Annotated in this window: 18 protein-coding genes; 2 read left to right on the forward strand and 16 right to left on the reverse strand. The window is 60.9% G+C overall.

Annotated features, from left to right (window positions below):
* Positions 1 to 95 precede the first annotated feature (95 nt).
* Both MHM88_RS21045 and MHM88_RS21050 read right to left on the reverse strand, forming a co-directional pair.
* Entirely contained in the window at positions 96 to 953 is an 858-nt protein-coding gene (locus MHM88_RS21045) for an alpha/beta fold hydrolase (RefSeq protein WP_040179345.1), read from the reverse strand.
* Positions 950 to 1,330 (reverse strand): hypothetical protein, encoded by a 381-nt coding sequence (locus MHM88_RS21050; RefSeq protein ID WP_040179435.1) that lies wholly within the window; start codon positions 1,328 to 1,330, stop codon positions 950 to 952. Before MHM88_RS21050 ends, MHM88_RS21045 begins: the two co-directional genes overlap by 4 nt.
* A 265-nt stretch (positions 1,331 to 1,595) precedes the next feature.
* Here MHM88_RS21050 and MHM88_RS21055 point away from each other — a divergent pair, with 265 nt between their 5' ends.
* A complete protein-coding gene (locus MHM88_RS21055) occupies positions 1,596 to 2,471 on the forward strand; it encodes a dioxygenase (protein ID WP_040179347.1) in 876 nt (291 codons plus the stop codon).
* A gap of 100 nt (positions 2,472 to 2,571) precedes the next feature.
* Positions 2,572 to 3,474 carry a LysR family transcriptional regulator gene (locus tag MHM88_RS21060; protein WP_040179349.1) on the forward strand — a complete coding sequence of 301 codons (903 nt, stop codon included), beginning with the start codon at positions 2,572 to 2,574 and terminating at the stop codon, positions 3,472 to 3,474.
* 33 nt (positions 3,475 to 3,507) lie between these two features.
* Here MHM88_RS21060 and MHM88_RS21065 read toward each other — a convergent pair whose 3' ends face one another.
* From MHM88_RS21065 to MHM88_RS21130, 14 genes are all read right to left on the reverse strand, one after another.
* Positions 3,508 to 4,206, reverse strand: a complete 699-nt coding sequence (locus MHM88_RS21065) for an ABC transporter ATP-binding protein (protein WP_040179352.1) — start codon at positions 4,204 to 4,206, stop codon at positions 3,508 to 3,510.
* Complete coding sequence (locus MHM88_RS21070) at positions 4,199 to 4,942, reverse strand: ABC transporter ATP-binding protein (RefSeq protein ID WP_040179354.1); 744 nt, start codon at positions 4,940 to 4,942, stop codon at positions 4,199 to 4,201. The genes MHM88_RS21065 and MHM88_RS21070 overlap by 8 nt, the downstream gene beginning before the upstream one ends.
* Positions 4,935 to 5,939: a branched-chain amino acid ABC transporter permease gene (locus tag MHM88_RS21075; protein ID WP_040179355.1), complete on the reverse strand. Its 1,005-nt coding sequence runs from the start codon at positions 5,937 to 5,939 to the stop codon at positions 4,935 to 4,937. The genes MHM88_RS21070 and MHM88_RS21075 overlap by 8 nt, the downstream gene beginning before the upstream one ends.
* A gap of 4 nt (positions 5,940 to 5,943) precedes the next feature.
* Positions 5,944 to 6,813 (reverse strand): branched-chain amino acid ABC transporter permease, encoded by an 870-nt coding sequence (locus tag MHM88_RS21080; protein ID WP_180888391.1) that lies wholly within the window; start codon positions 6,811 to 6,813, stop codon positions 5,944 to 5,946.
* A 60-nt stretch (positions 6,814 to 6,873) separates the two neighbouring features.
* Positions 6,874 to 8,049 (reverse strand): ABC transporter substrate-binding protein, encoded by a 1,176-nt coding sequence (locus MHM88_RS21085; RefSeq protein WP_040179358.1) that lies wholly within the window; start codon positions 8,047 to 8,049, stop codon positions 6,874 to 6,876.
* 41 nt (positions 8,050 to 8,090) lie between these two features.
* Complete coding sequence (gene benD, locus MHM88_RS21090) at positions 8,091 to 8,870, reverse strand: benzoate diol dehydrogenase BenD (protein ID WP_040179360.1); 780 nt, start codon at positions 8,868 to 8,870, stop codon at positions 8,091 to 8,093.
* Positions 8,867 to 9,889, reverse strand: a complete 1,023-nt coding sequence (gene benC / locus MHM88_RS21095) for a benzoate 1,2-dioxygenase electron transfer component BenC (RefSeq protein ID WP_040179361.1) — start codon at positions 9,887 to 9,889, stop codon at positions 8,867 to 8,869. The genes benD and benC overlap by 4 nt, the downstream gene beginning before the upstream one ends.
* Positions 9,890 to 9,962: 73 nt before the next feature.
* Complete coding sequence (gene benB, locus MHM88_RS21100) at positions 9,963 to 10,487, reverse strand: benzoate 1,2-dioxygenase small subunit (RefSeq protein WP_040179363.1); 525 nt, start codon at positions 10,485 to 10,487, stop codon at positions 9,963 to 9,965.
* Positions 10,488 to 10,499: 12 nt separating this feature from the next.
* Positions 10,500 to 11,888 (reverse strand): benzoate 1,2-dioxygenase large subunit, encoded by a 1,389-nt coding sequence (gene benA / locus MHM88_RS21105; RefSeq protein WP_040179364.1) that lies wholly within the window; start codon positions 11,886 to 11,888, stop codon positions 10,500 to 10,502.
* Positions 11,889 to 11,954: 66 nt separating this feature from the next.
* Positions 11,955 to 13,103 (reverse strand): muconate/chloromuconate family cycloisomerase, encoded by a 1,149-nt coding sequence (locus tag MHM88_RS21110; RefSeq protein WP_040179366.1) that lies wholly within the window; start codon positions 13,101 to 13,103, stop codon positions 11,955 to 11,957.
* Positions 13,104 to 13,451: 348 nt separating this feature from the next.
* Positions 13,452 to 15,359 carry a type IV secretory system conjugative DNA transfer family protein gene (locus MHM88_RS21115; RefSeq protein ID WP_084353827.1) on the reverse strand — a complete coding sequence of 636 codons (1,908 nt, stop codon included), beginning with the start codon at positions 15,357 to 15,359 and terminating at the stop codon, positions 13,452 to 13,454.
* 16 nt (positions 15,360 to 15,375) lie between these two features.
* Complete coding sequence (locus MHM88_RS21120; RefSeq protein ID WP_180888390.1) at positions 15,376 to 17,316, reverse strand: relaxase/mobilization nuclease domain-containing protein; 1,941 nt, start codon at positions 17,314 to 17,316, stop codon at positions 15,376 to 15,378.
* Positions 17,309 to 17,929 (reverse strand): helix-turn-helix domain-containing protein, encoded by a 621-nt coding sequence (locus MHM88_RS21125; protein ID WP_180888404.1) that lies wholly within the window; start codon positions 17,927 to 17,929, stop codon positions 17,309 to 17,311. The genes MHM88_RS21120 and MHM88_RS21125 overlap by 8 nt, the downstream gene beginning before the upstream one ends.
* A 451-nt stretch (positions 17,930 to 18,380) precedes the next feature.
* A partial coding sequence (locus tag MHM88_RS21130) for a hypothetical protein (RefSeq protein ID WP_239368752.1) occupies positions 18,381 to 18,605 on the reverse strand: 225 nt, incomplete at its 5' end.

Raw genomic sequence — 18,605 nt, forward strand, 5'->3', positions numbered from 1 at the left:
CCAGTCTGCGTCGGCTTTTTCATGTTTCTTGCATCCGGGACACGGGGTTTTCGCGTTCGTGCACATGACTCCTCCTCCTGCGCAGGGGTTATCGGTCAGGTAGTTTTCGCCGCCGGGCTTGGCATCTTTTCCAGTGCGTCCACGAAGAACGGGCGGAAGCCCTCAGGGTGTTCGCTCATCGGAAAGTGGCCCAGTTCATCCATGACGGCCAAAGTGGCGCCAGGAATGGCGTTGGCGGTTCGCTCGGCATCCTCGGGCGTGCAGGTCAAATCATAGGCGCCTACGATGATGTGCACCGGCGTCTTTGCAGTATCGATCGTTGGCAAGCGCGGGATCAGGCTGTCATCCTTGGTGTAAAAGCTCAGATCGCCGCGGAAAACGCCCGGACCGCTTTGCATGAACATCCAAAGCGTGTTCCAGCGTTCGGAGTTGGGCGCAAAGGGTGAGATGTTGGCGGATACGAGAGCAGCACCCATCTCGCCGCCATGGGCATCGGGTCTGTGGAACCAGTCGATGTCGTACCAGGCAGGCTGAAAATCCGACGCTTCGATCGCAATGAAGCCGCTAAATTTTTCCGGGTGAAGCGCCGCGATTTGGAGGGCAATGCGCCCGCCCATCGAGCAGCCAGCAAGGACTGGGCGATCAAGGCCCAGACAGTCGACGACGGCCAGAACGGTTTCGATGTAGGCTTCTGTCGTCAGGAGGTATTCCTGTGTCTCGAAGCCTTCTGGCGGCAGCGATTTGCCGTGCCACGGCATGTCGAAGGCGATCAGGCGGTACGATGCGGTGATCTCGGCGTCATTCATCAGGTGACGCCACTGGCGGGTATCGGCGCCTGCGGTGTGCAGGCAGATGACCGGACGCCCTTGCCCCGCCTCTTCGAAATAGATACGGCGCGGGGCACCGCTCATGGTGGCAGTTACATAGCGACCGGTGATCGGTTCGATGCTCATGCTACCAACTCCTCTTTTGCACGGGCGAGAGTCAGCACTTCCTTGAAGAAGCGCAGGTTTTTGACGAGGTTCAGAATGTCGCCATCGACCCGACCGCGACCGATCTTCACCAGTCCAAAGATGTCATGGAAGCCGGGTTCGGGGCGCGCTTGCCAGAATTTGGTAAGAGCCTCGGAGTCGGTCCGCAATGCAAAGCGCCAAGGCGTCTTGCGGCTTGGGCCCTCTACGACCGATACGATGTGCCCCTTGTCGAAAGTCAGGTAAAATTCGTCACCGCCCACCTCGATGAGCACGGTTTCGGAAAACAGCCGGCCGAGGCGCAGCAAATGCGGCGTTACCTCAAGGCGTGTTTGTATGTGCGTGAAGGTGTCGATCACCTTGGCCTCCCATGCGTTAATAAGTTGAGCAAAAGCTGCCACGATCGCGAACCCGTCGGCCATACCGGCAAGGGTATGGGTCAATACTCTACCTTGAGGTCTTTGGAAAAACACCGGTTCACAGGACTCGGGTTACCGTCGGTATCAAGCAATACCGTTGTGGGCATTGGGGAAATCTGCGGACTCGGCAAAGTCTGTATTGCGACGAGAGGCAGTCAAGCAACTCGTAACCGGATCTACAGATTGCCAGGAGGAGGAACTACCCATGGGCATCGTCAACCAACACAACATCACCGACGTCGTGATCGCGAGCCTCGGTAAGCATGGAGACATCACCGACCGCCAGCGCGAACTCGCGACTGGCCTGGTCAAACACCTGCACGCATTCATCAAGGACGTGAAACTGCAGCATAACGAATTCCTGTTCGTCTGCGACTACCTCGCCCGCGCTGGTAAGCTCTGCAATGACAACCGGCAGGAGTTCATCCTTCTGGGCGACATCCTTGGCGTCGAGGTTCTGGTCGACATGATGACCAATCCCGTCGAAGGCAACGAAAGCGAATCCACCGTTCTGGGCCCGTTCTACCGCGAGAACCCGCCGGTTCTGCCCAAGGGCGGTTCGACAATCCAGAAGCACTTTGACAACGAAGAAACCGCGTACTTCGAGGGCTACATCAAGGATGAAAACGGCAACGGCATCGCCGGTGTGACGCTCGACGTCTGGGAAGACGCGCCGAACGGCGTCTACGAAAATCTCGACCCCGACCAGCCCGAATACAACCTGCGCGGACGGTTCGAGACCGATGAAAACGGCCATTACGCTTTTGTCGCCGTGCGCCCCGTCCCCTACCCGATCCCGGACGATGAAACCGCCGGTGAGCTGCTGCGCTTCATGGGCCACCACCCGAACCGCCCGGGCCACATGCACTTCATCATCTCGAAGGATGGCTACCGTCCGCTGATCAGCCAAATCTACGACGCCGACAGCGCATGGCTCGAAGAGGACAGCGTCTTTGCGGTCAAGGAAAGCCTGATCGGCAAGTTCAAACCGGCTGCCGCCGACCTGGGCACCGACCTGCACTTCGAGTTCGATTTCGTCCTCAAGACGGCCGCCAACGGAAAGGCGACCGCCGCCGAGTAATCCCCGATACCTCCCTGAAGACTGGCCCCCGCAAGACGGGGGCCTTTTTTTTTTCGTTTAGAGGTATAGAATATCGTAAGTTCTTGGGAGGACGGCGAAAATGAATTTCAAACAGCTGACCTATTTCATTGCAGTGGCAGAGGAGCTGCATTTCGGGCGCGCCGCAGAACGCCTCGATATGGCGCAACCCCCGCTCAGCCGTCAGATCAAGCAGCTCGAGGAAGACCTCGGCGCAATCCTGTTCAACAGGGGCCGGAGCACGATCACCCTGACACAAGCAGGTGAGCGGTTGCTGAAGCGCGGCAAGACAATCCTCGCAGAGCTTGAAGACACGCAACTGGAAGTGCGTCGGCTGGGACAAGGGGCGGAAGGACGACTCAGGATTGGGTTCGTCGGCTCTGCCACATACGGAATTCTGCCAAACATCATCAGATCGTATCGGGCGAATTACCCGGACGTGAACCTAAGTCTGATCCCGATGAACAACGCCGAACTGCACCGGTCCCTGGTGTCACGGGAACTGGACGTTGTATTTGCGCGCCCAACCCTGAAGGATCCCGAGTTCCTGTCAAAGCATTTGGTTGAAGAAAAGCTGATCCTCGCCTTACCTGACATCGTCGATACGGGAACTCGGACAGTGGCCAAGCTCGAACGGCTGATGACCCACCATTTGATCCTCTATCCCGAACGCCCCAGGCCCAGCTATGCCGACATGGTTCTCAAGGCGGTTGAGGATGCGGGATTCGAGGCGCCCCTGCGCATCTGGTGTATGGATCTGCAAACCGCCCTCAGTCTTGTTGCGGTCGGTGAAGGCGTGTGCATTGTCCCAGAATCCGTCGCCAATGCGCCGCGCAAGGGTATGAAGTTTCTCAATATCGAACCCGAGATCGCGCGAACTGAACTCTCGGTCAATTACCGCCTCGATGAACAGGGCGTTCACGTCAAGAATTTCGTTAACATCGCGCAGAAAGTCGCGCGAAAGAGCCCTGTCAAAAAGGGGTGAAGGTGCAAAGCGCGTTGGCCCTGCACGCAGATTTCACACGCCCAGCCAAGTGTGCTGTGCGTCTTCATCGGCCTTGATCGCCTCGGCATCTCCCGTCCAGACGATCTGCCCTTTGCTGACGACGACCACATCGTCGGCAAGCGACGTGGCAAAACCGAAGTTCTGCTCAACGATGATCATCGACAGGCCCGCCGCTTTCAGCTCTTGCAGCTTGTCGTGGATCAGTTTGACGATGATCGGGGCCAGGCCCTCGGTCGGTTCATCAAGGATCAGCAGCTTTGGGTTCATCAGCAGTCCCCGCGCGATGGCCAGCATCTGCTGCTCGCCGCCCGAAAGCTGCGTGCCGCCGTTGTCCATGCGCTCTCCTAGTCGCGGAAACAGGTCCAACACCCGCTCCATCGTCCATTCAGGGTTCGACCCGCCAAACCGCTTGGCCGCGATTTCGAGGTTCTCACGCACACTGAGCGACGGAAAGATATCGCGCGTCTCTGGCACATAGGCGATCCCGCTCTTGGCGATGTCAAATGGTTGCCCCGCGATCGGCTTACCACCCCACAGGATTTCGCCGGACTTCAGCGGCAAAAGGCCCATGATCGTTTTCAGTGTCGTGGACTTGCCGGCGCCGTTTCGCCCGAGGATGGCCAAAACCCGGCCCGTCTGCGCTTGAAGCGACAGGCCGTAAAGGACCTGCGTTTCGCCGTACCCGGATTCGATTGCGTTCAGTTCAAGCATCTTCCCAGCTCCCCAGATAGATTTCCTTGAGCAGGCTCGACCCGCGTGCCTCTTCGGGCAGACCATCAAAGACCACTTCGCCGTAGTTCAGCACCGTGATCGTGTTGGCCACGTCAAACGCAAGGTCCATGTCATGCTCGATGATCAGCATGGTCAGGTCGCGGGGCAGGCCCGCCAGCAGGTCGTGAAAGCCTTTCGACATTTCCGGCCCGACGCCGCTGGTCGGTTCGTCCATCAGCAGAACCAGCGGCCGCGTGGCCAGCGCCACACCGACTTCAAGCTGGCGACGCACGCCATAGCTGATCTCGGACACTTTCGCGTGGATGAAAGGCATCAGGTTCACCTGGCTTGCCACCTCCTCCACGATCTCACGGACTTCGGGTTTTGCCAGGCTGTCCGACCAAAGCTGCGTCGCATTGCCGGTGTGGACTGCCGCCGCAAGCCCAAGGTTTTCCTCGACCGTCAGACCATCGAACAACGTGTTCTTCTGGTAGCTCCGCGAAAGCCCACGACGGGCGCGTTTGGCAACGGGAAGTGCTGTGACATCTTCACCGGCGAGATGCACCGATCCGCTGTCTGGGGTCAGCTCGCCGACAAGCTGGTTGAAGAGCGTCGTCTTGCCCGCCCCGTTCGGCCCCAAGATCACCCGGCGCTCGCCACGTTCCAGCTTTAGCGACACATCGCGCGTGACGTGAACGGCGCCAAAACTTTTGTCCAGATTACGTGTCTCAAGCATCGGTCAACACCTCCTCAGGCTCCTGTTTGCGGGTCGCATCGGCGAGACGGCGGTCGAATACGCCGCCCCAGCGGGCCTCGATCCAGCCGAAGATGCCATTGGCGCGGCTCATCACGACGGCGATCAGGATGACACCGACAACGAGGTGCCAATAGGTCGTGACCGAGCTCAGTTCATGTTTCAGGACAACAAAGGCGGCTGCTCCGATCACCGGTCCGACAAGCGTTCCAAGACCACCAAGGATCACCACAACCAGTGCTTCGCCCGAGACCGTCCAGCTGAGCAGACCCGGGGAGATGTACATGATGTGTTGTGCGGCTAGCGCACCGGCGAGGCCTGCGATCATGCCGGACAGTCCGAACACATCGGCCTTTACACGCCAGACCGTCAGGCCAAGCGCGCGCATCCGCTGCTCATTGTGCATGACACCGGTGAGCGAGCGGCCAAGACCGGATCGGAGGATCAGTACAGAAGCACCGTAGACCGCCCCGAGAGTGGCCAGACAGAAGAGAGCAAAGCTGCGACTGTTGTTCAGATCGACGCCAATCAAGCTCAAGTCCAGCCGGGATATGCCGCCCAACCCATCGTCGCCGCCAAAGAGCGGCGCCTCGAATACGTAGGAATAGGCCAATTGCCCGAAAGCGAGTGTCGCCATGATGAAATAGATACCATGGCTGCGCGACCCGATGGCGCCGATGACCCAGGCAGCCGCGCCGGTCAGCGCGATACTGCCCGCCATGGCAACGGGCAGTGCGATCCCCGCCTTGGTCGACAGGACTGCGTAGGCATAGGCCCCGACCCCCATCAGAGCGCCATGGCAGAGCGAGACCATGCCACCGAAGCCCGCAACGATGTCGAGCGCCAGAACCAGCATGGCAAGGATCAGGATCTCTGTCAGGATCTCCAGACCGAAATATTCAGCCGTGAAAGCCTGAAAGAGGGCACCGGCTGCGAGCAGGACCAGAGCGGTGTAACGAAGAGTGTTGTGGCGAAACATCGTCTTATCCTTTCGCTGGAAAGAGGCCCTCTGGCTTGATCACAAGGACCGCAGCCAAAAGCGCGTAGATGAGAACAGAGGCCAGTTGCGGGGCCAGAACCGCACCGAAAGTCTGCACAAAGCCATAGATCAGTGATCCGGCGATGGCGCCCTTGAGGGAGCCGAGACCACCGATCACGATCACGATCAGAGTCGGGATCAGGATCTGCAGACCCATGTCGGGCGTCACACTGAGAAGCGGTGCCGCGACGGCCCCGGCCAGGCCCGCAAGGGCACAGCCCAGACAGAAGACGATGAAGAACAGCCGTTCCACATTGATGCCCAGACAGGCCGCCATGGCATCGTTATCGACACCGGCACGGATCATTGCGCCGATCTGGGTGCGGCTGAGCACGAAGGCCAGTGCGCCGAAGATGGCGAGACCCAGAACGATGATGAACAACCGGTAGGTCGGATACTCGACACCAAGGAAGGTCAGACGACCGCCAAGCAGCGTGGGTACGTCGATGGCGAGAGCCAGATCTCCCCAGAAGATGCGAGTCAGATCGAGCAGGACAAAGATCAGCCCGAAGGTGACGAGAACCTGTGCCATGGGCCCCGATTTCCGCATGCGCTTTATGAGGCCGGAATAGAGGAGGATCCCCACCCCGGCGACCGCCACGGGCGCCAGAAAGAACCCCATCCAGTAGCCGCCCACGGCAGCCAGCGAGGCAGCGAAATACGCGCCAAGAGCATAAAGCGAGCCATGCGCGAGGTTCACGAAGTGCATCAGCCCGAAGATGACCGTCAGGCCGATGGAAAGAAGAAACAGAAGCATGGACAATTGCAGGGCGTTGAGCGCCTGAAGGGTCCAGAATCCAAGATCATGTGCCATGAGCTAAGTCCTCCTCGGACGTTATGTCCCGGCCGCAGGCGAGCGGCCGGGACAGATTGGTCAGTTGGAGTCGGGTGCCATCTCGCAGCCATTGGTCGCGTCGGCTTCCGCGGGAAGCTGAGCTAGGACCTTCTGCGTCAGCCCACCTTCACCAGCGACGGTTTCGTAGACATAGACGGGCTGGATGATGTTGTTGGTTGCGGGGTCGATGGAGAGCTGACCGCGCGGCCCCTCAAAGCTGACCTGGCGCAGGGCAGTCGCCAAAGATGCACGGTCATTTGCGCCGGTTTTTGTTGCCTCAATCAGCGCGCGAGCCGCATCGTAACCTTGGACGGCGAATTCCGACGGCGCGCGGCCGGTTTCCTCGGTGAACGCGGCCACGAAAGCGGCGTTCGCCTCGCTGTTGATGGTCGGCGCGTAGTGAAGCGCTGTGATGACGCCTTCGGCAGCCTCGCCCTGTGCGTTCACATAAAGCGGCGAGGTCAGGAAGCCCGAGCCATAAAGGGGAAGGTCAGCTTTCAGGCCAAAGCTGTCATATTGCTTGACGAAGGAAATCGCCTCGCCGCCTGCATAGAAAACGTAGACCGCATCCGCACCGCTGGCCTTGGCCTGGGCGAGATAGGGACCGAAGTCCTGCGTCTTTTGGAACGGCGTGAATTCCTGCCCGACGATCTCGCCGCCTGCGGCGGTGAAGGTCTCGGTGAAGGCGTCGATCATCTGGCGACCGGCAGCATAGTCAGGCGCAAGCGTGAACACCTTCTTCACACCCTGCTCGGCCATCCAGGTGCCCATCGGACGGTTGATCTGGCCGTTGGAAAACGACATCCGCGTGATGTAGGGTGAACAAGACCCGCCAGTCGCTGCATCATTGCCGGCATTAGCAACGATCAGTGGCACACCTGCGCCATGCACCATGTCACGCACCGCACCCAGAACACCGGAACTGACGATCCCGACCATGACATCGACCTGGTCCTGTAGGATCAGTTTCTTGGCTTTGCCAAGTGCGACAGGCGGCTTCACCTCGGTGTCTTCACGGGCGATCTCAAAGGTTGCACCAGTCTCGGAACCGAACTGTTGCAGACCGAGGTTGAACCCGGTCTCAATTTCATTTCCGAGCGACGCATATACACCCGAGAACGGGAGCAGAAGGCCCACCTTGATCTCTTCTTCTGCCACAGCAGGCACAGCGAAGCTGGTGGCGAACCCAAGGGCCGCCAGGATTGCGCGTTTCATTTTGTATCTCCTCCAGTTGGTTAACGACCCCTCCTCAGGGCCTAGCCTAAGTCGCCCCCACCCACCGGGACTGTGACACCGGTGATGTATGAGGCTTCGTCCGACGCCAGAAACAGGATGGGACCTGCCTGCTCGTCGAGCGTTCCATATCTTTTCATGAACGAGGACTGGATCGTCTGGTCGACGATGGTCTGGTACCAGTCTTCGCGTTGTTCTTCTTCGGCATTGGGGTTGCGCGGTACGACCCGCGGCGGGGCTTCGGTTCCGCCCGGTGCGGTTGCAACGACGCGGATCCCGCGTTCGGCAACTTCCCAAGACAGGCTAGCCGTGAGCGCGTTCACGCCGCCCTTCGCTGCTGCGTAGGGCACGCGGTTCAGTCCGCGGGTCGCAATGGAAGACACATTGACGATGGTGCCCTTACCTTGCGGTAGCATCCGTTCAATGGCGGCGCGGCAGCAGTAGAGTGTCGGGAACAGCGAACGGCGCACTTCTGCGTCGATCTGCTTGGGCTCGTAATGCTCAAACGGTTTGGCCCAGATCGTGCCACCGACGTTGTTGATCAGGATGTCGATGCGGCCCCAGAGATCCACGGCCTTGCCGATGGCCTTGTCGCAGCCACTCCACGTCTCGAGGTTAACCGAGATCGCCTCGACCTCGCCCCCCGCTTCGCGGATCGCCGCGACGACGTCTTTGCGTGCGGGCGAGCGGTCCACGATCAGAACCCGTGCGCCTTCGCTTGCCGCTCGTTCGGCGACGCGGCGGCCGATACCTTGTGCCGCGCCGGTGACGACCATCACCTTGTTGTCGAAACGGCCTGTCATGCCGCTTCGGCCTTCTCTTCGGTGGGGTTGAATTTCTCGTAGTAGAAATTCGTGGGCTCGACGCCCAGTTTCCCGAAATGCGCGCGCACGGCATCGACCATAGGCGGCGGGCCGCACAGGTAGACGTCGCAATCGCCGCCCGACAGGTCATCGCCGCTGAGGTGATCGGTCACGAACCCCTTGCGCTCATGCGCGTCTTCTTCGGCGGCCAGAATGGTGATCACGGTGACGTTGCCGATCTTTTCAGCAAGCGCGCTAACGCGATCCAGTTCCACGAGGTCAGCGGCGCGCGTCACGGCATAGTAGAGCGTGATCGGGTGCTCTGCTCCCTGCTCAGCCACTTGTTCCAGCATGGAGAGGAACGGCGCCAGACCGGTGCCACCGGCGAGCCAAACCTGCGTGCGCTCGATTGGCCGCAGGTAAAAGGCACCCATCGGACCGGTTGCAGTCAGAGCGTCGCCGGGCTTCGCCTGCTCGCCAAGATAGGTGCTCATGACACCGCCGGGCAGGTTGCGGATCAGGAATGTTGCTTCCTGCGCACCCGGTGCGGACGAAAAGGAATAGGACCGGTGTTTGTCCGTACCGGGGACTGTCAGGTTCACATACTGGCCCGGCAGGAAGTTGATTGGCTTGGCCAGATTCACCCGCAGACCGAAGGATGTCTCGGAAAGTTTGTCAACGCCCTGCACTTCGGCTTCCACTGCCTCGGGCGCGGTCTTGCAGATGGCGGATGAGGCCGGAACCCGCACAACGCAGTCGCTTTCTGGGGTCATCTGGCAGGTGAGCGCGTAGCCTTCTTCGGCCTCCTCGTCGCTCATCGACTCGTCCATGTAGAATTCCAGCTCGTACTCGCCCTTCTCGACAAAGCACTTGCAGGTGCCGCAGACGCCATCGCGGCAGTCCATCGGCAAGTTGATCTTCTGACGGAAGGCCGCATCGGTTACCTTCTCGTCGTCATCGCACTGGATGACGCGTGTGACGCCATCTTCGAAATTCAGGGCAACGTTGTAGGTCGTCATGGCATGCTCCTCCCTTATCCGCGCACCCAGACGTAGATGCGCGGAGGTCTTCAGGCTCCCGGAGTAACGGGGATCAGGTGTGATAGACGTCGATCACGTGGTGGATGTGATCGTTCTTCAGGACGACCTTCTTATCGGTGATCAGCGGCTTCGGCCCGCTGGTGTCGATCGAGTAGAACGACGTGCCCCAGTGGGTATCGGTCTCGGCGTAGCGGTAGCTCAGCGTTTGCCAGTTGAAGCGCAGCTTGATTTCGCTACCTTCGCGGCTCAGCACTTCGATACCCGACAGATAGTGGTTCGTGCGCGGCTCCGGCAGCGAGGTCGCCGACGACCGGTCGGTCTTGATCCGGAATACGCGGTCCTCGATGCCCTGCTTGTTGGGGTAGTACATCAAGGACATCTCGTTCTGCGGATCCTCCGTCAGCGTGTCGAAGTCATCCCATGCGGGCATCCAGAACGGACAGTCCTTGTGGTAGAATGTCAGCCAGGTGTCCCAGTCGCGATCGTCCAGAGCGCGGGCCTCCGCGAAGAGAAAGGCCTGGATGTCTTCGAAGCTCATCACATCGGTTGCAGGGCGTTCAAGAGTCGCAGTTGTCATGTTCTTTCCTCCTCACTCGGCTGCGACCGACGCCTGAGGCGCGGTTTCGCGTTCCTTGGCGATGGCGTCTCCCATCCGCTCGGACCAGTTGCTGTGCTGGATGACGAAGAGCCCTTCGTCCTCAGTGCGCGCACCGGACATAACCGGGTTGATGCCAAGGGCCTTGGCGTCTTCATCGGGACCTTCGATCCATTGGGTTGCTCCGCGGGTCAGGTCGTTCCACTTGGCGTGTGCCGCACCGGCATAGCCGCGCTGTGTGGCCCGGAATTCTTCGGTATCATCCGGCGTCGCCATGCCAGAGGCATTGAAGAAGTCCTCGTACTGGCGGATGCGTCGGGTGCGTGCTTCCTGGCTCTCGCCCTTCGGCGCGATGCAGTAGATCGTGACCTCGGTCTTGTCGACCGAGACGGGCCGGAAGACGCGGATCTGGCTGGAGAACTGGTCCATCAGGAAGACGTTTGGATAGAGGCAGAGGTTGCGCAGCACTCCCACCATCCATTCGGCCTTGGTCTTGCCGTACTTCTCCGTCCATTCCTCCAGACGCGGATAGCCGGGGCGGTTGGTCGGGTCGGCCCATTCCGTCCAGAGCAGGATGTGACCATTCTCGTAGGCGTGGAAGCCACCGCGCTGCTTCGCCCATTTGGACGCGTCGGTTGCCTTGATGTTGTCTTCTTTGCCGTCATCGGTACGGTGCGCCGTCGTGGCCACGTAGTTCCAGTGCACGGCCGAGACGTGGTAACCGTCAGCGCCGTTTTCGGCCTGCAGCTTCCAGTTGCCGTCATAGGTGTAGGTGGACGAACCGCGCAGCACCTCGAGACCTTCGTCAGCCTGATCGACGATCATGTCGACCATCTTGCGTGCTTCGCCGAGGTACTCCTCCAGCGGCTTCACATCGGCATTGAGGGAGCCGAACAGGAAGCCACGGTAGTTTTCGAAGCGGGCAACTTTAGTCAGGTCATGGGAGCCGTCCTTGTTGAACTGCTCAGGATAACCTGCACCCTTGGGATCCTTGACCTTCAGGAGCTTGCCAGTGTTGGAGAATGTCCAGCCGTGGAACGGACAGGTGAAGGTTTTCTGGTTGCGGCGCTTGAAGCGGCAGAGCTGCGCACCACGGTGCGAACAGGCGTTGACCAGCGCGTGCAGCTCGCCGTCTTTATCGCGGGTGATGACGACAGGCGTGCGGCCCATGGTCAGAGTAAAGTAGTCGCCCGGGTTCGGGATCTGGCTTTCATGCGCCATGTAAATCCAGTTGCCTTCGAAGATGTGCTTGATCTCAAGCTCGAACAGCTCTTCGTCGGTGAAAATATCTCGGCGGCAGCGGAACACGCCATTTTCCGGGTCGTCCTGAATGGCGCCGTCGAGCCGTGCTTCGAATGCGTCGAGATTGGATTGGGTGAACATCTGTGATCCTCCTCCAGACTGCCTCAGCATGGATGCATCGGCTGGTTTGTTGTTCGTGTCGCGGGACTATTCACCCGCGACGGCTTTCATGCTCCGCCGACCATCTCGGCGGAAGAAATCGATCTTGTCGGGGTCGAGCGTCGCGCCAATGCCCGGGCCGTGTGGAATTTCGACGCAGAAATCTCTGTAGACGATCGGATTTGCGAGAATGTCCTCGGTCAGCAGCAGCGGGCCGAACAGCTCGGTGCCCCACGCCAAGTCATCAACGGTAGAGAACAACTGCAATGCCGCAACGGTGCTCAGGCCGGTTTCGAGCATGGTGCCACCGTAAAGGCCAAGGCCCGCAGCCTGCCCAATGGCTATGACTTCTGAGGCGCGCTTGAGCCCGCCGGATTGCCCGATCTTTACGGCGAAGACGTCCGCAGCTTGTGCCGTTACCACTTCGAGAGCATCCTCAGGCCCGTTAAGCGCCTCATCAGCCATCACGGCGATTTCGTAGCTACGCGTCAGTTCTGCCATTGCCCGGCGATAACGCGCGGGGACAGGTTGCTCGACAAGTTCGCAGCCCGCCTCTTGCAGCCCCCTCAGACCCCAACGTGCATCCTGCAACGACCAAGCCGTGTTGATGTCAACGCGCACGCTGGCTGCATCACCAACCGCCTCTTTGATGCGGGCGACATGGGCCACGTCATCACGGACCGCTCGCTTGCCGATCTTCAGTTTGAAGACGTTGTGGCGGCGGGTTTCGATCATCTGCTGGGCTTCGGCGATGTCGGTCTCGGAATTGCCGGAGGCCAGCGTCCAGGCGACCGGTAGACGTTCGTGAACGGCCCCACCAAAAAGTTGCGACACCGGCACGCCCAAGCGCTTGCCCAGCCCGTCCCACAGAGCTATCTCGACAGCTGTCTTGGCGATCCGGTTACCTTTCACCAACTTGTCGATGAGCTGTATTGCACCATTCACATCGTCGCTGTTGCGACCAAGCAGGCCGGGCGCGATATAAGTCTCGATCGCCGACTGGATGCCTTCAGGGCTTTCCGGTCCGTAGCTCAGCCCGCCAATCGTCGTGCCTTCGCCGATGCCTTCGGAGCCGTCCGAGAACTTGACCCTGACCAGCACCGCAGTTTGCGTACGCATCGTGGCCATCGAAAGCACGTGACCGCGAATGGTGGGAATGTCGAGGATCAGGGTCTCGATCTGGTCAATCTTGGTCACTGGGGCTCACCACATCTGCAGGTTTCTAATGGATGCAGATTGCCCGCCCGAGCCGGATTCTGTCGATGATTGGGAGGGTCTTGGATAATACCCTGGCGAGATGGGACAGTAAAAACCGAGCGAAGGTCAGACCCGGTTTCAGGCCGCTCTTCGCCGTCAATTGAAAAACAGCTATTTAGATTTTCTGGAAACAGGTCTCACCGAGAAACCTTCCGCAGCACGTGAAATTCTAGTTGGCATTTTTGCTAGAACGCAGGTGGCACAAGGTAAGTAGCTCCACAACAACTGCAATGCTGGCTGAAAAAGTTGAACGAATGCAAGAGTTACGCAGCGAGCAGCAGTCATCACTCACCCTCCCAACAATTCCTCGATGAAGTCCTCCTGCCGGTCGAGCGCCGCCTTCCAATCCTTCGGCACGGCGGCTTCCCTTTCGAGCGTCTCGGGCTCGGGCTGCCCGCGTCCGGCCTCAATCGGCATCACGCTCATCGCGCGCGCTTCGCGCCGCTGCGATCGATCCCGGACAGGCGCACGTTCGGCTAGTTTCGCCTGGTCGTCTGCGCCGACCTCAAAGTCACCGCCCCAGGGCCCCACGCCCTGCACACTCGGCGGATAGGGGAACGGCTTGCCGTCCTGGCGGGCCAGCATGTCCTTGAAGAACGGATCGTCGTAATACTTGATCCGGCTAGCCTTGATAGGGTGCTGGGGCGAAGCGAGGATTATGACCTCGTCGGGATCCATGAGGCGCGCTTCCGTCTCGGAAAGTAGCGGCCGCTCTTCCAGACGCGCCGAGGTCGAGGTCGCGCCAAGGAAGCCCTTGTTGCGACCGTACATCCGGGTCACCGCCTCGCGGGTGGTGCTGCCGACCGCGGCGGAGACCTCTTTCACCGTGCGCTGGTCCCGCGGGGTGATGTAGAGCTTCAGCCCTGCCCCGTTCTCGAGACTTTCACGGCCCTCGGGCCCGTAAATCCGATCAAGCGAAGCCAGCGACTGCGCGATCATCGCGACGCGGCCGCCATAGCTTGCCAGCGAATGGATCGCCCGCTCGAGATAGGGCATCGCCCCCATCTGCTGGAATTCGTCGATCATCATCATGACCGGCCAGGGCTCGTCCGGGCCGGGCTCGTTCAGCCGGATCGAGGCGATGAGATCGGCGAACATCAGGCGCAAGAGCGGCGCCAGCGTCGCGATGTGATCCTCGGACACCGCGATGTAAAGCGACTGAGGGGTCTTCCGGAAGGTCGAGAAATCGAAGTCGCTCGCCTCGGTGGCCGAGCGCACCGCCGGGTTGTCCCATTGCTTGAGACCGGCCGTCATCAGCGCCTGAATGTTCGAGGTCAGCAGCCGCGACGAGGCTGAGGCCGCATTGGTCCAGAGCTCGCGCAGGATGTCTTCCTCGGCCTCGTCGGCATAGGTCTTGTACTGGGCGTTCTTGTATTCGCCCCCGGCGACGATCTTGTTCACCTCGCCGAGGTTCGGCGTGCCGCGTTGGATCGCCAGCAGACAGGCCGCAACGAAGATCGACTTGCCGGCCTCGGAAAAGGTGTCGAGCGTCTTGTTGTCCTTGTCGAGGAAGAGGTCTGCCAGGATCGAGACCTCGGTGAAGCGCTGCGCGAATGTCGGGGCCTTGGCAATCCGCGCAAGCGGGTTGTACCGATGCGTGGCATTGGCCCAATCAAACGGGCTGAACCGATAGACCTCGTCGCCGTTGAGCGCCCGGAGCCGCGCGGTCTTCTCGAAGTTCTCGCCCTTCACGTCCAGCACCACAACCGAGCCCGCAAAGCTCAGAAGATTCGGGATCACGAAGCCAACCCCCTTACCGGCCCGGGTCGGCGCGACCATCATCACATGCGGGATGGTGGTCGAGGAGATGAACTCAGCTTTGGACGTCGGGGCTCCGAGCTTGCCACAGACAAAGCCCTTGCCAGGCGCTTGAAGCATGTCGTTCTTCTTCAGCTCCGCCTTGGTCTGCCAGTGGGCCGAGCCATAGTCGTCCCGCTCCTTCTTCCAGGTCCAGGCAAGCGCCAGGGCGCCGAGGCCAATCGCCCCGAAGCCTACGGCGCCAAACCCCACCTTGAACGCTTCGGGATGCGCCGCTCGGGTGCCCGCGCTGGCTTTCCAGAGCGCCAGCATGTCAAAACTACCAAACCCGGTTTTCAGGGCCAGGGTCAGGTAGAAGGCGGCGACGATGGTGCCGATGACGGCGCCGCAGATCACCCCGAAGAGGAGCGCGGCCCAAAGGGGGAGTGTCTTGGTCATGGTTGTCATCTCCCCCTTAGAATTCCATCTCGTCATCGAGACCACGATCTAGTGTTTTGTTTCGGGCAAGTTCACGCCCCATTTCCTGCGCCTCTTGCTGGCCGCGCATCCGCGCCACCTCCGTCGCCTTGTCCTGCTGCAACCCGGCGGCGCGGTCGGTGAAGACTTGGTCGCCGGTCTCCTCAAACGTCATCTCGAGGAATTCCTGCGTGACGGTGATCTGGTCGAGCTTGCTCGGAAGGGCCGCGTCCAGCACCTCGTAGTTGCCGCGGCGAAGTGCAGCCAAACCCTCCTCACCCAACTCCTTGAAGAGCTCGGATTGCAGGGTCCGCTCAACCACCTCTTCCTGTTCCTCGGTGAGCTTGCCGTCCCGAAGCATGTCGGCCAGGTCCTGCAGGTAGGGATTGGGCGTCCGGTCGTCTTCGTCGATGAGGGGCAGTGTCGCCTCCTCTTCGTCCGCGAGGGTTCGGCCGATCTCGACGCCCAGTTCCTTCGCCCGCTCCATCAGTGCGTCCATCACGCCGTCGACCTTTTCGAGCGCGGCATCGAGCTGGTCGTCACTCGCGGTCTCCACGCTGAGACCGTCCTTGGCCAGCACCGCATTCATGTCGCGCTCAACCCAGTCCTGCGCCATACCGTAGTTCCGCGTGCCGCCGGCCATGATCCGGGCCACCAGCTCCTCGCTGTCCATGCCTGCCTCTTCGGCACTCTCGAGCACATCGCGCAACCCCTCGTCATTGCCGGACTGCAGCGCGCCGATCAGCACCACGCTGCCCGCCCCCGGGGGATAGGGTTCTTCAAGCTGCTTGCCGAAGCGCGCCCGTAGCTCCGGGTCGGGCACCATCTGCGAGAGATCCGCGATGATCGGCGCGGCCTTGGCCTCGAATGCGGCGCACTCGGCCGGGTCCAGTTCCTCGGCCTTGAGCCTGAGCGCCTCGATCGTGCGCTCGGAATAGTCGATCGCATCACCGACGGTCTTGATGTCCTTCATGTCTATCTCTCCTTCGGTGAAGTTCCACGGCGCGCCGGAACCGAGCCCCTCCGCCATGCCGCGCAGGGCGCGGGCCATGTGGCGCTGGTCCATCCGGTCCAGCAGGTCAGCGAGGTTCTTGTAATCCTTGGCGAAGCCCACCACCTGCGCCTGCGCCATGGCGGTTTCCTGGGCCGTCAGGGCGATCTCGCGCGGTAGGCGGGCCTCTTCCTTGGCGCGGTAGATCTCTTCGATCCCGGCGGGTTTCTCGAAGATGCCGCGCTCGAGCCGCGTGGTGGCATCAAGCATCACGCCGTAGCGTTCCGCGATCTCGGCCTGTTTCTCGCGCATGAGCTGCGGCGACATCACGCCTTCGGCCCAGCAAGAGAACCAGGTGCCTTTCTCGAGGCCGCGATTGTTCAGGATGATGTGGGCGTGTTTGTGCGCCCGGTCGTCATGGACCGCGAGCACATAGTCCCACTGATCGCCGTATTCGCCGCTCTCGAAAAAATGCTCCGTCCAATCCATGGCGATGTCGCGCACCTGATCGACCGTCACGTCGGTCGGGAAGGAGAGCAACATGTGAGAGGTGAAGCCGAGCTTGGTCGAGCCGCGCCAGGTCCCGGCCCAATCCTCGATGATGTCCTCTTTCTGCCCCTCAGACAGCACCGCCGCATCGGTCAGCGCATTGGTCATTGTCGAGTAGGTGTAGACCGCCTTGTCGTTGATGTAGGAGATCTGCGCTCCGAGCGACGCGCGCGTCTTGCAGCCTCCCGCCCGGATCCGTTTGAAGACCGCCGCCCGGCTCTGACCCGACGCAGCCTTCAGCGCGTTGCGCGCCGACATGGATCCGACGCGCGAGAAACTCCGCCCCTGCCGACGCCCCGCCAGCCGCGCGTCGATCCGCGCTGCGGCCTGACCCCGGATGCGCTCATCCTCCCAGAGCCGGCCCATGACCGAGGCGTAGAGGGCGAGGGGATCAGCCACTGCGCACCAGCCTCAGACCGCCGTTTGTCACGGGCGAACCGTCCTCCAGAACCGCGCTCTCCGCCCCCTGCCCTTCTTCCTTTTGTGGCCACTCCTGATGACGCATCGCCTGCGCCGCATCTTTCATCCGGCCCAATTCACGGCTCATGGATTGCGCCAGATCAAGGAGATCAATCAGCACCGCGCGGTCTGCCTCCGAGACCTCCAGCCGACCGCGATGGACCGCCTTGGCGAGCATCAGTCCGGCGTCGCTCACATCCTTCGCCTGACGCCACGCTGCACAGAATTCCGCGACCAGATCACGGGGCACATCGAGGAATCCGCACCGTCCGCGCAGCACCGCATTCAACGCCTGCGACCGGTTGGCAAAACCCCGTTCGCGCCACTCCGCATCGAAGGCCTCCAGTTCGGATCGGCTTGCCCGGAATGCCACTGTCTCGCTCGGATCGCGCACCGTGATCCCCTCGCCCGCCTCCTCTTTCGCGAGCCGGTTCACGTGGCGCGCAGAGATGCCGAACGCCGCCGCCAGCTCCTTGGCACTTTCGCCCGCCGCAAAGCGCCGCGCGACTTCGATGCGCTGCTCAAGCTTCAGGTTTTTCGCTGGCCTCGGCACTAGGGCGTTCTCCCGCTGCCAGAAAAAGATTGCATGCGCAGACGCGCGCGAGGCAGCGATTGCTCGCAATCGCTTTCGCGTGCGGCGGAGCATTCAGCTTTGCGGGAAACGCCCATGACAGACCCCTCGGACAAAATGTGCAAACATTGGCCATATCCTGCCAACGTCTTCCTAATAGGGTGCAGTCAAGACTGCTCCGCAGCGCGACATGGAACGCCGCCGTCCTCATCGATGCGCGGCAATCTGGTCGAATTAATCTGCCTAAACTTGCGCTGGAGCAGCACGCGATGTCAGGCAAACCGAGCGCCCGAGCCGGTAACGGATCGGGCGCGAAGAACACGAAAACGGCCCGCGCGAGATAGCGCGGGTCCCACCATTCGAGGGCGTCACGAAGCTTCTGAGAGACGGTGTCAAACCCCTGCGGATCAGTAGACCCGCAGGGGTGTCTGGGTCAGTGACCCAGTCCCTGAGAGCGCAGGTCGTCGTAGCGGCTGCGGGCGATCAGCGCCTCGGTCTCGAGGCTGTCGAGTGTCTCGGGATGGGCGTCTTCATCAAACGCGGCGAGGTAGGCATCAAAGGCCATGTCGGCTTGCAGTTCGGCGAGGTCGATGGATTGTTCGAGTGTCATGGTGTGATCCTTTCCGTTGATCGTCGTTGGACGGATCGTGGAAAAGAC

It is taken from the genome of Epibacterium sp. MM17-32, assembly GCF_022348205.1.
Lineage (GTDB): Bacteria > Pseudomonadota > Alphaproteobacteria > Rhodobacterales > Rhodobacteraceae > Epibacterium.

Bases quoted from the DNA above. Each gene is read 5' to 3' on its own strand.
- MHM88_RS21045 (WP_040179345.1), bottom strand. From the start codon at position 953: ATGAGCATCGAACCGATCACCGGTCGCTATGTAACTGCCACCATGAGC.
- MHM88_RS21055 (WP_040179347.1), top strand. From the start codon at position 1,596: ATGGGCATCGTCAACCAACACAACATCACCGACGTCGTGATCGCGAGC.
- MHM88_RS21060 (WP_040179349.1), top strand. From the start codon at position 2,572: ATGAATTTCAAACAGCTGACCTATTTCATTGCAGTGGCAGAGGAGCTG.
- MHM88_RS21065 (WP_040179352.1), bottom strand. From the start codon at position 4,206: ATGCTTGAACTGAACGCAATCGAATCCGGGTACGGCGAAACGCAGGTC.
- MHM88_RS21070 (WP_040179354.1), bottom strand. From the start codon at position 4,942: ATGCTTGAGACACGTAATCTGGACAAAAGTTTTGGCGCCGTTCACGTC.
- MHM88_RS21075 (WP_040179355.1), bottom strand. From the start codon at position 5,939: ATGTTTCGCCACAACACTCTTCGTTACACCGCTCTGGTCCTGCTCGCA.
- MHM88_RS21080 (WP_180888391.1), bottom strand. From the start codon at position 6,813: ATGGCACATGATCTTGGATTCTGGACCCTTCAGGCGCTCAACGCCCTG.
- MHM88_RS21085 (WP_040179358.1), bottom strand. From the start codon at position 8,049: ATGAAACGCGCAATCCTGGCGGCCCTTGGGTTCGCCACCAGCTTCGCT.
- benD (WP_040179360.1), bottom strand. From the start codon at position 8,870: ATGACAGGCCGTTTCGACAACAAGGTGATGGTCGTCACCGGCGCGGCA.
- benC (WP_040179361.1), bottom strand. From the start codon at position 9,889: ATGACGACCTACAACGTTGCCCTGAATTTCGAAGATGGCGTCACACGC.
- benB (WP_040179363.1), bottom strand. From the start codon at position 10,487: ATGACAACTGCGACTCTTGAACGCCCTGCAACCGATGTGATGAGCTTC.
- benA (WP_040179364.1), bottom strand. From the start codon at position 11,888: ATGTTCACCCAATCCAATCTCGACGCATTCGAAGCACGGCTCGACGGC.
- MHM88_RS21115 (WP_084353827.1), bottom strand. From the start codon at position 15,359: ATGACCAAGACACTCCCCCTTTGGGCCGCGCTCCTCTTCGGGGTGATC.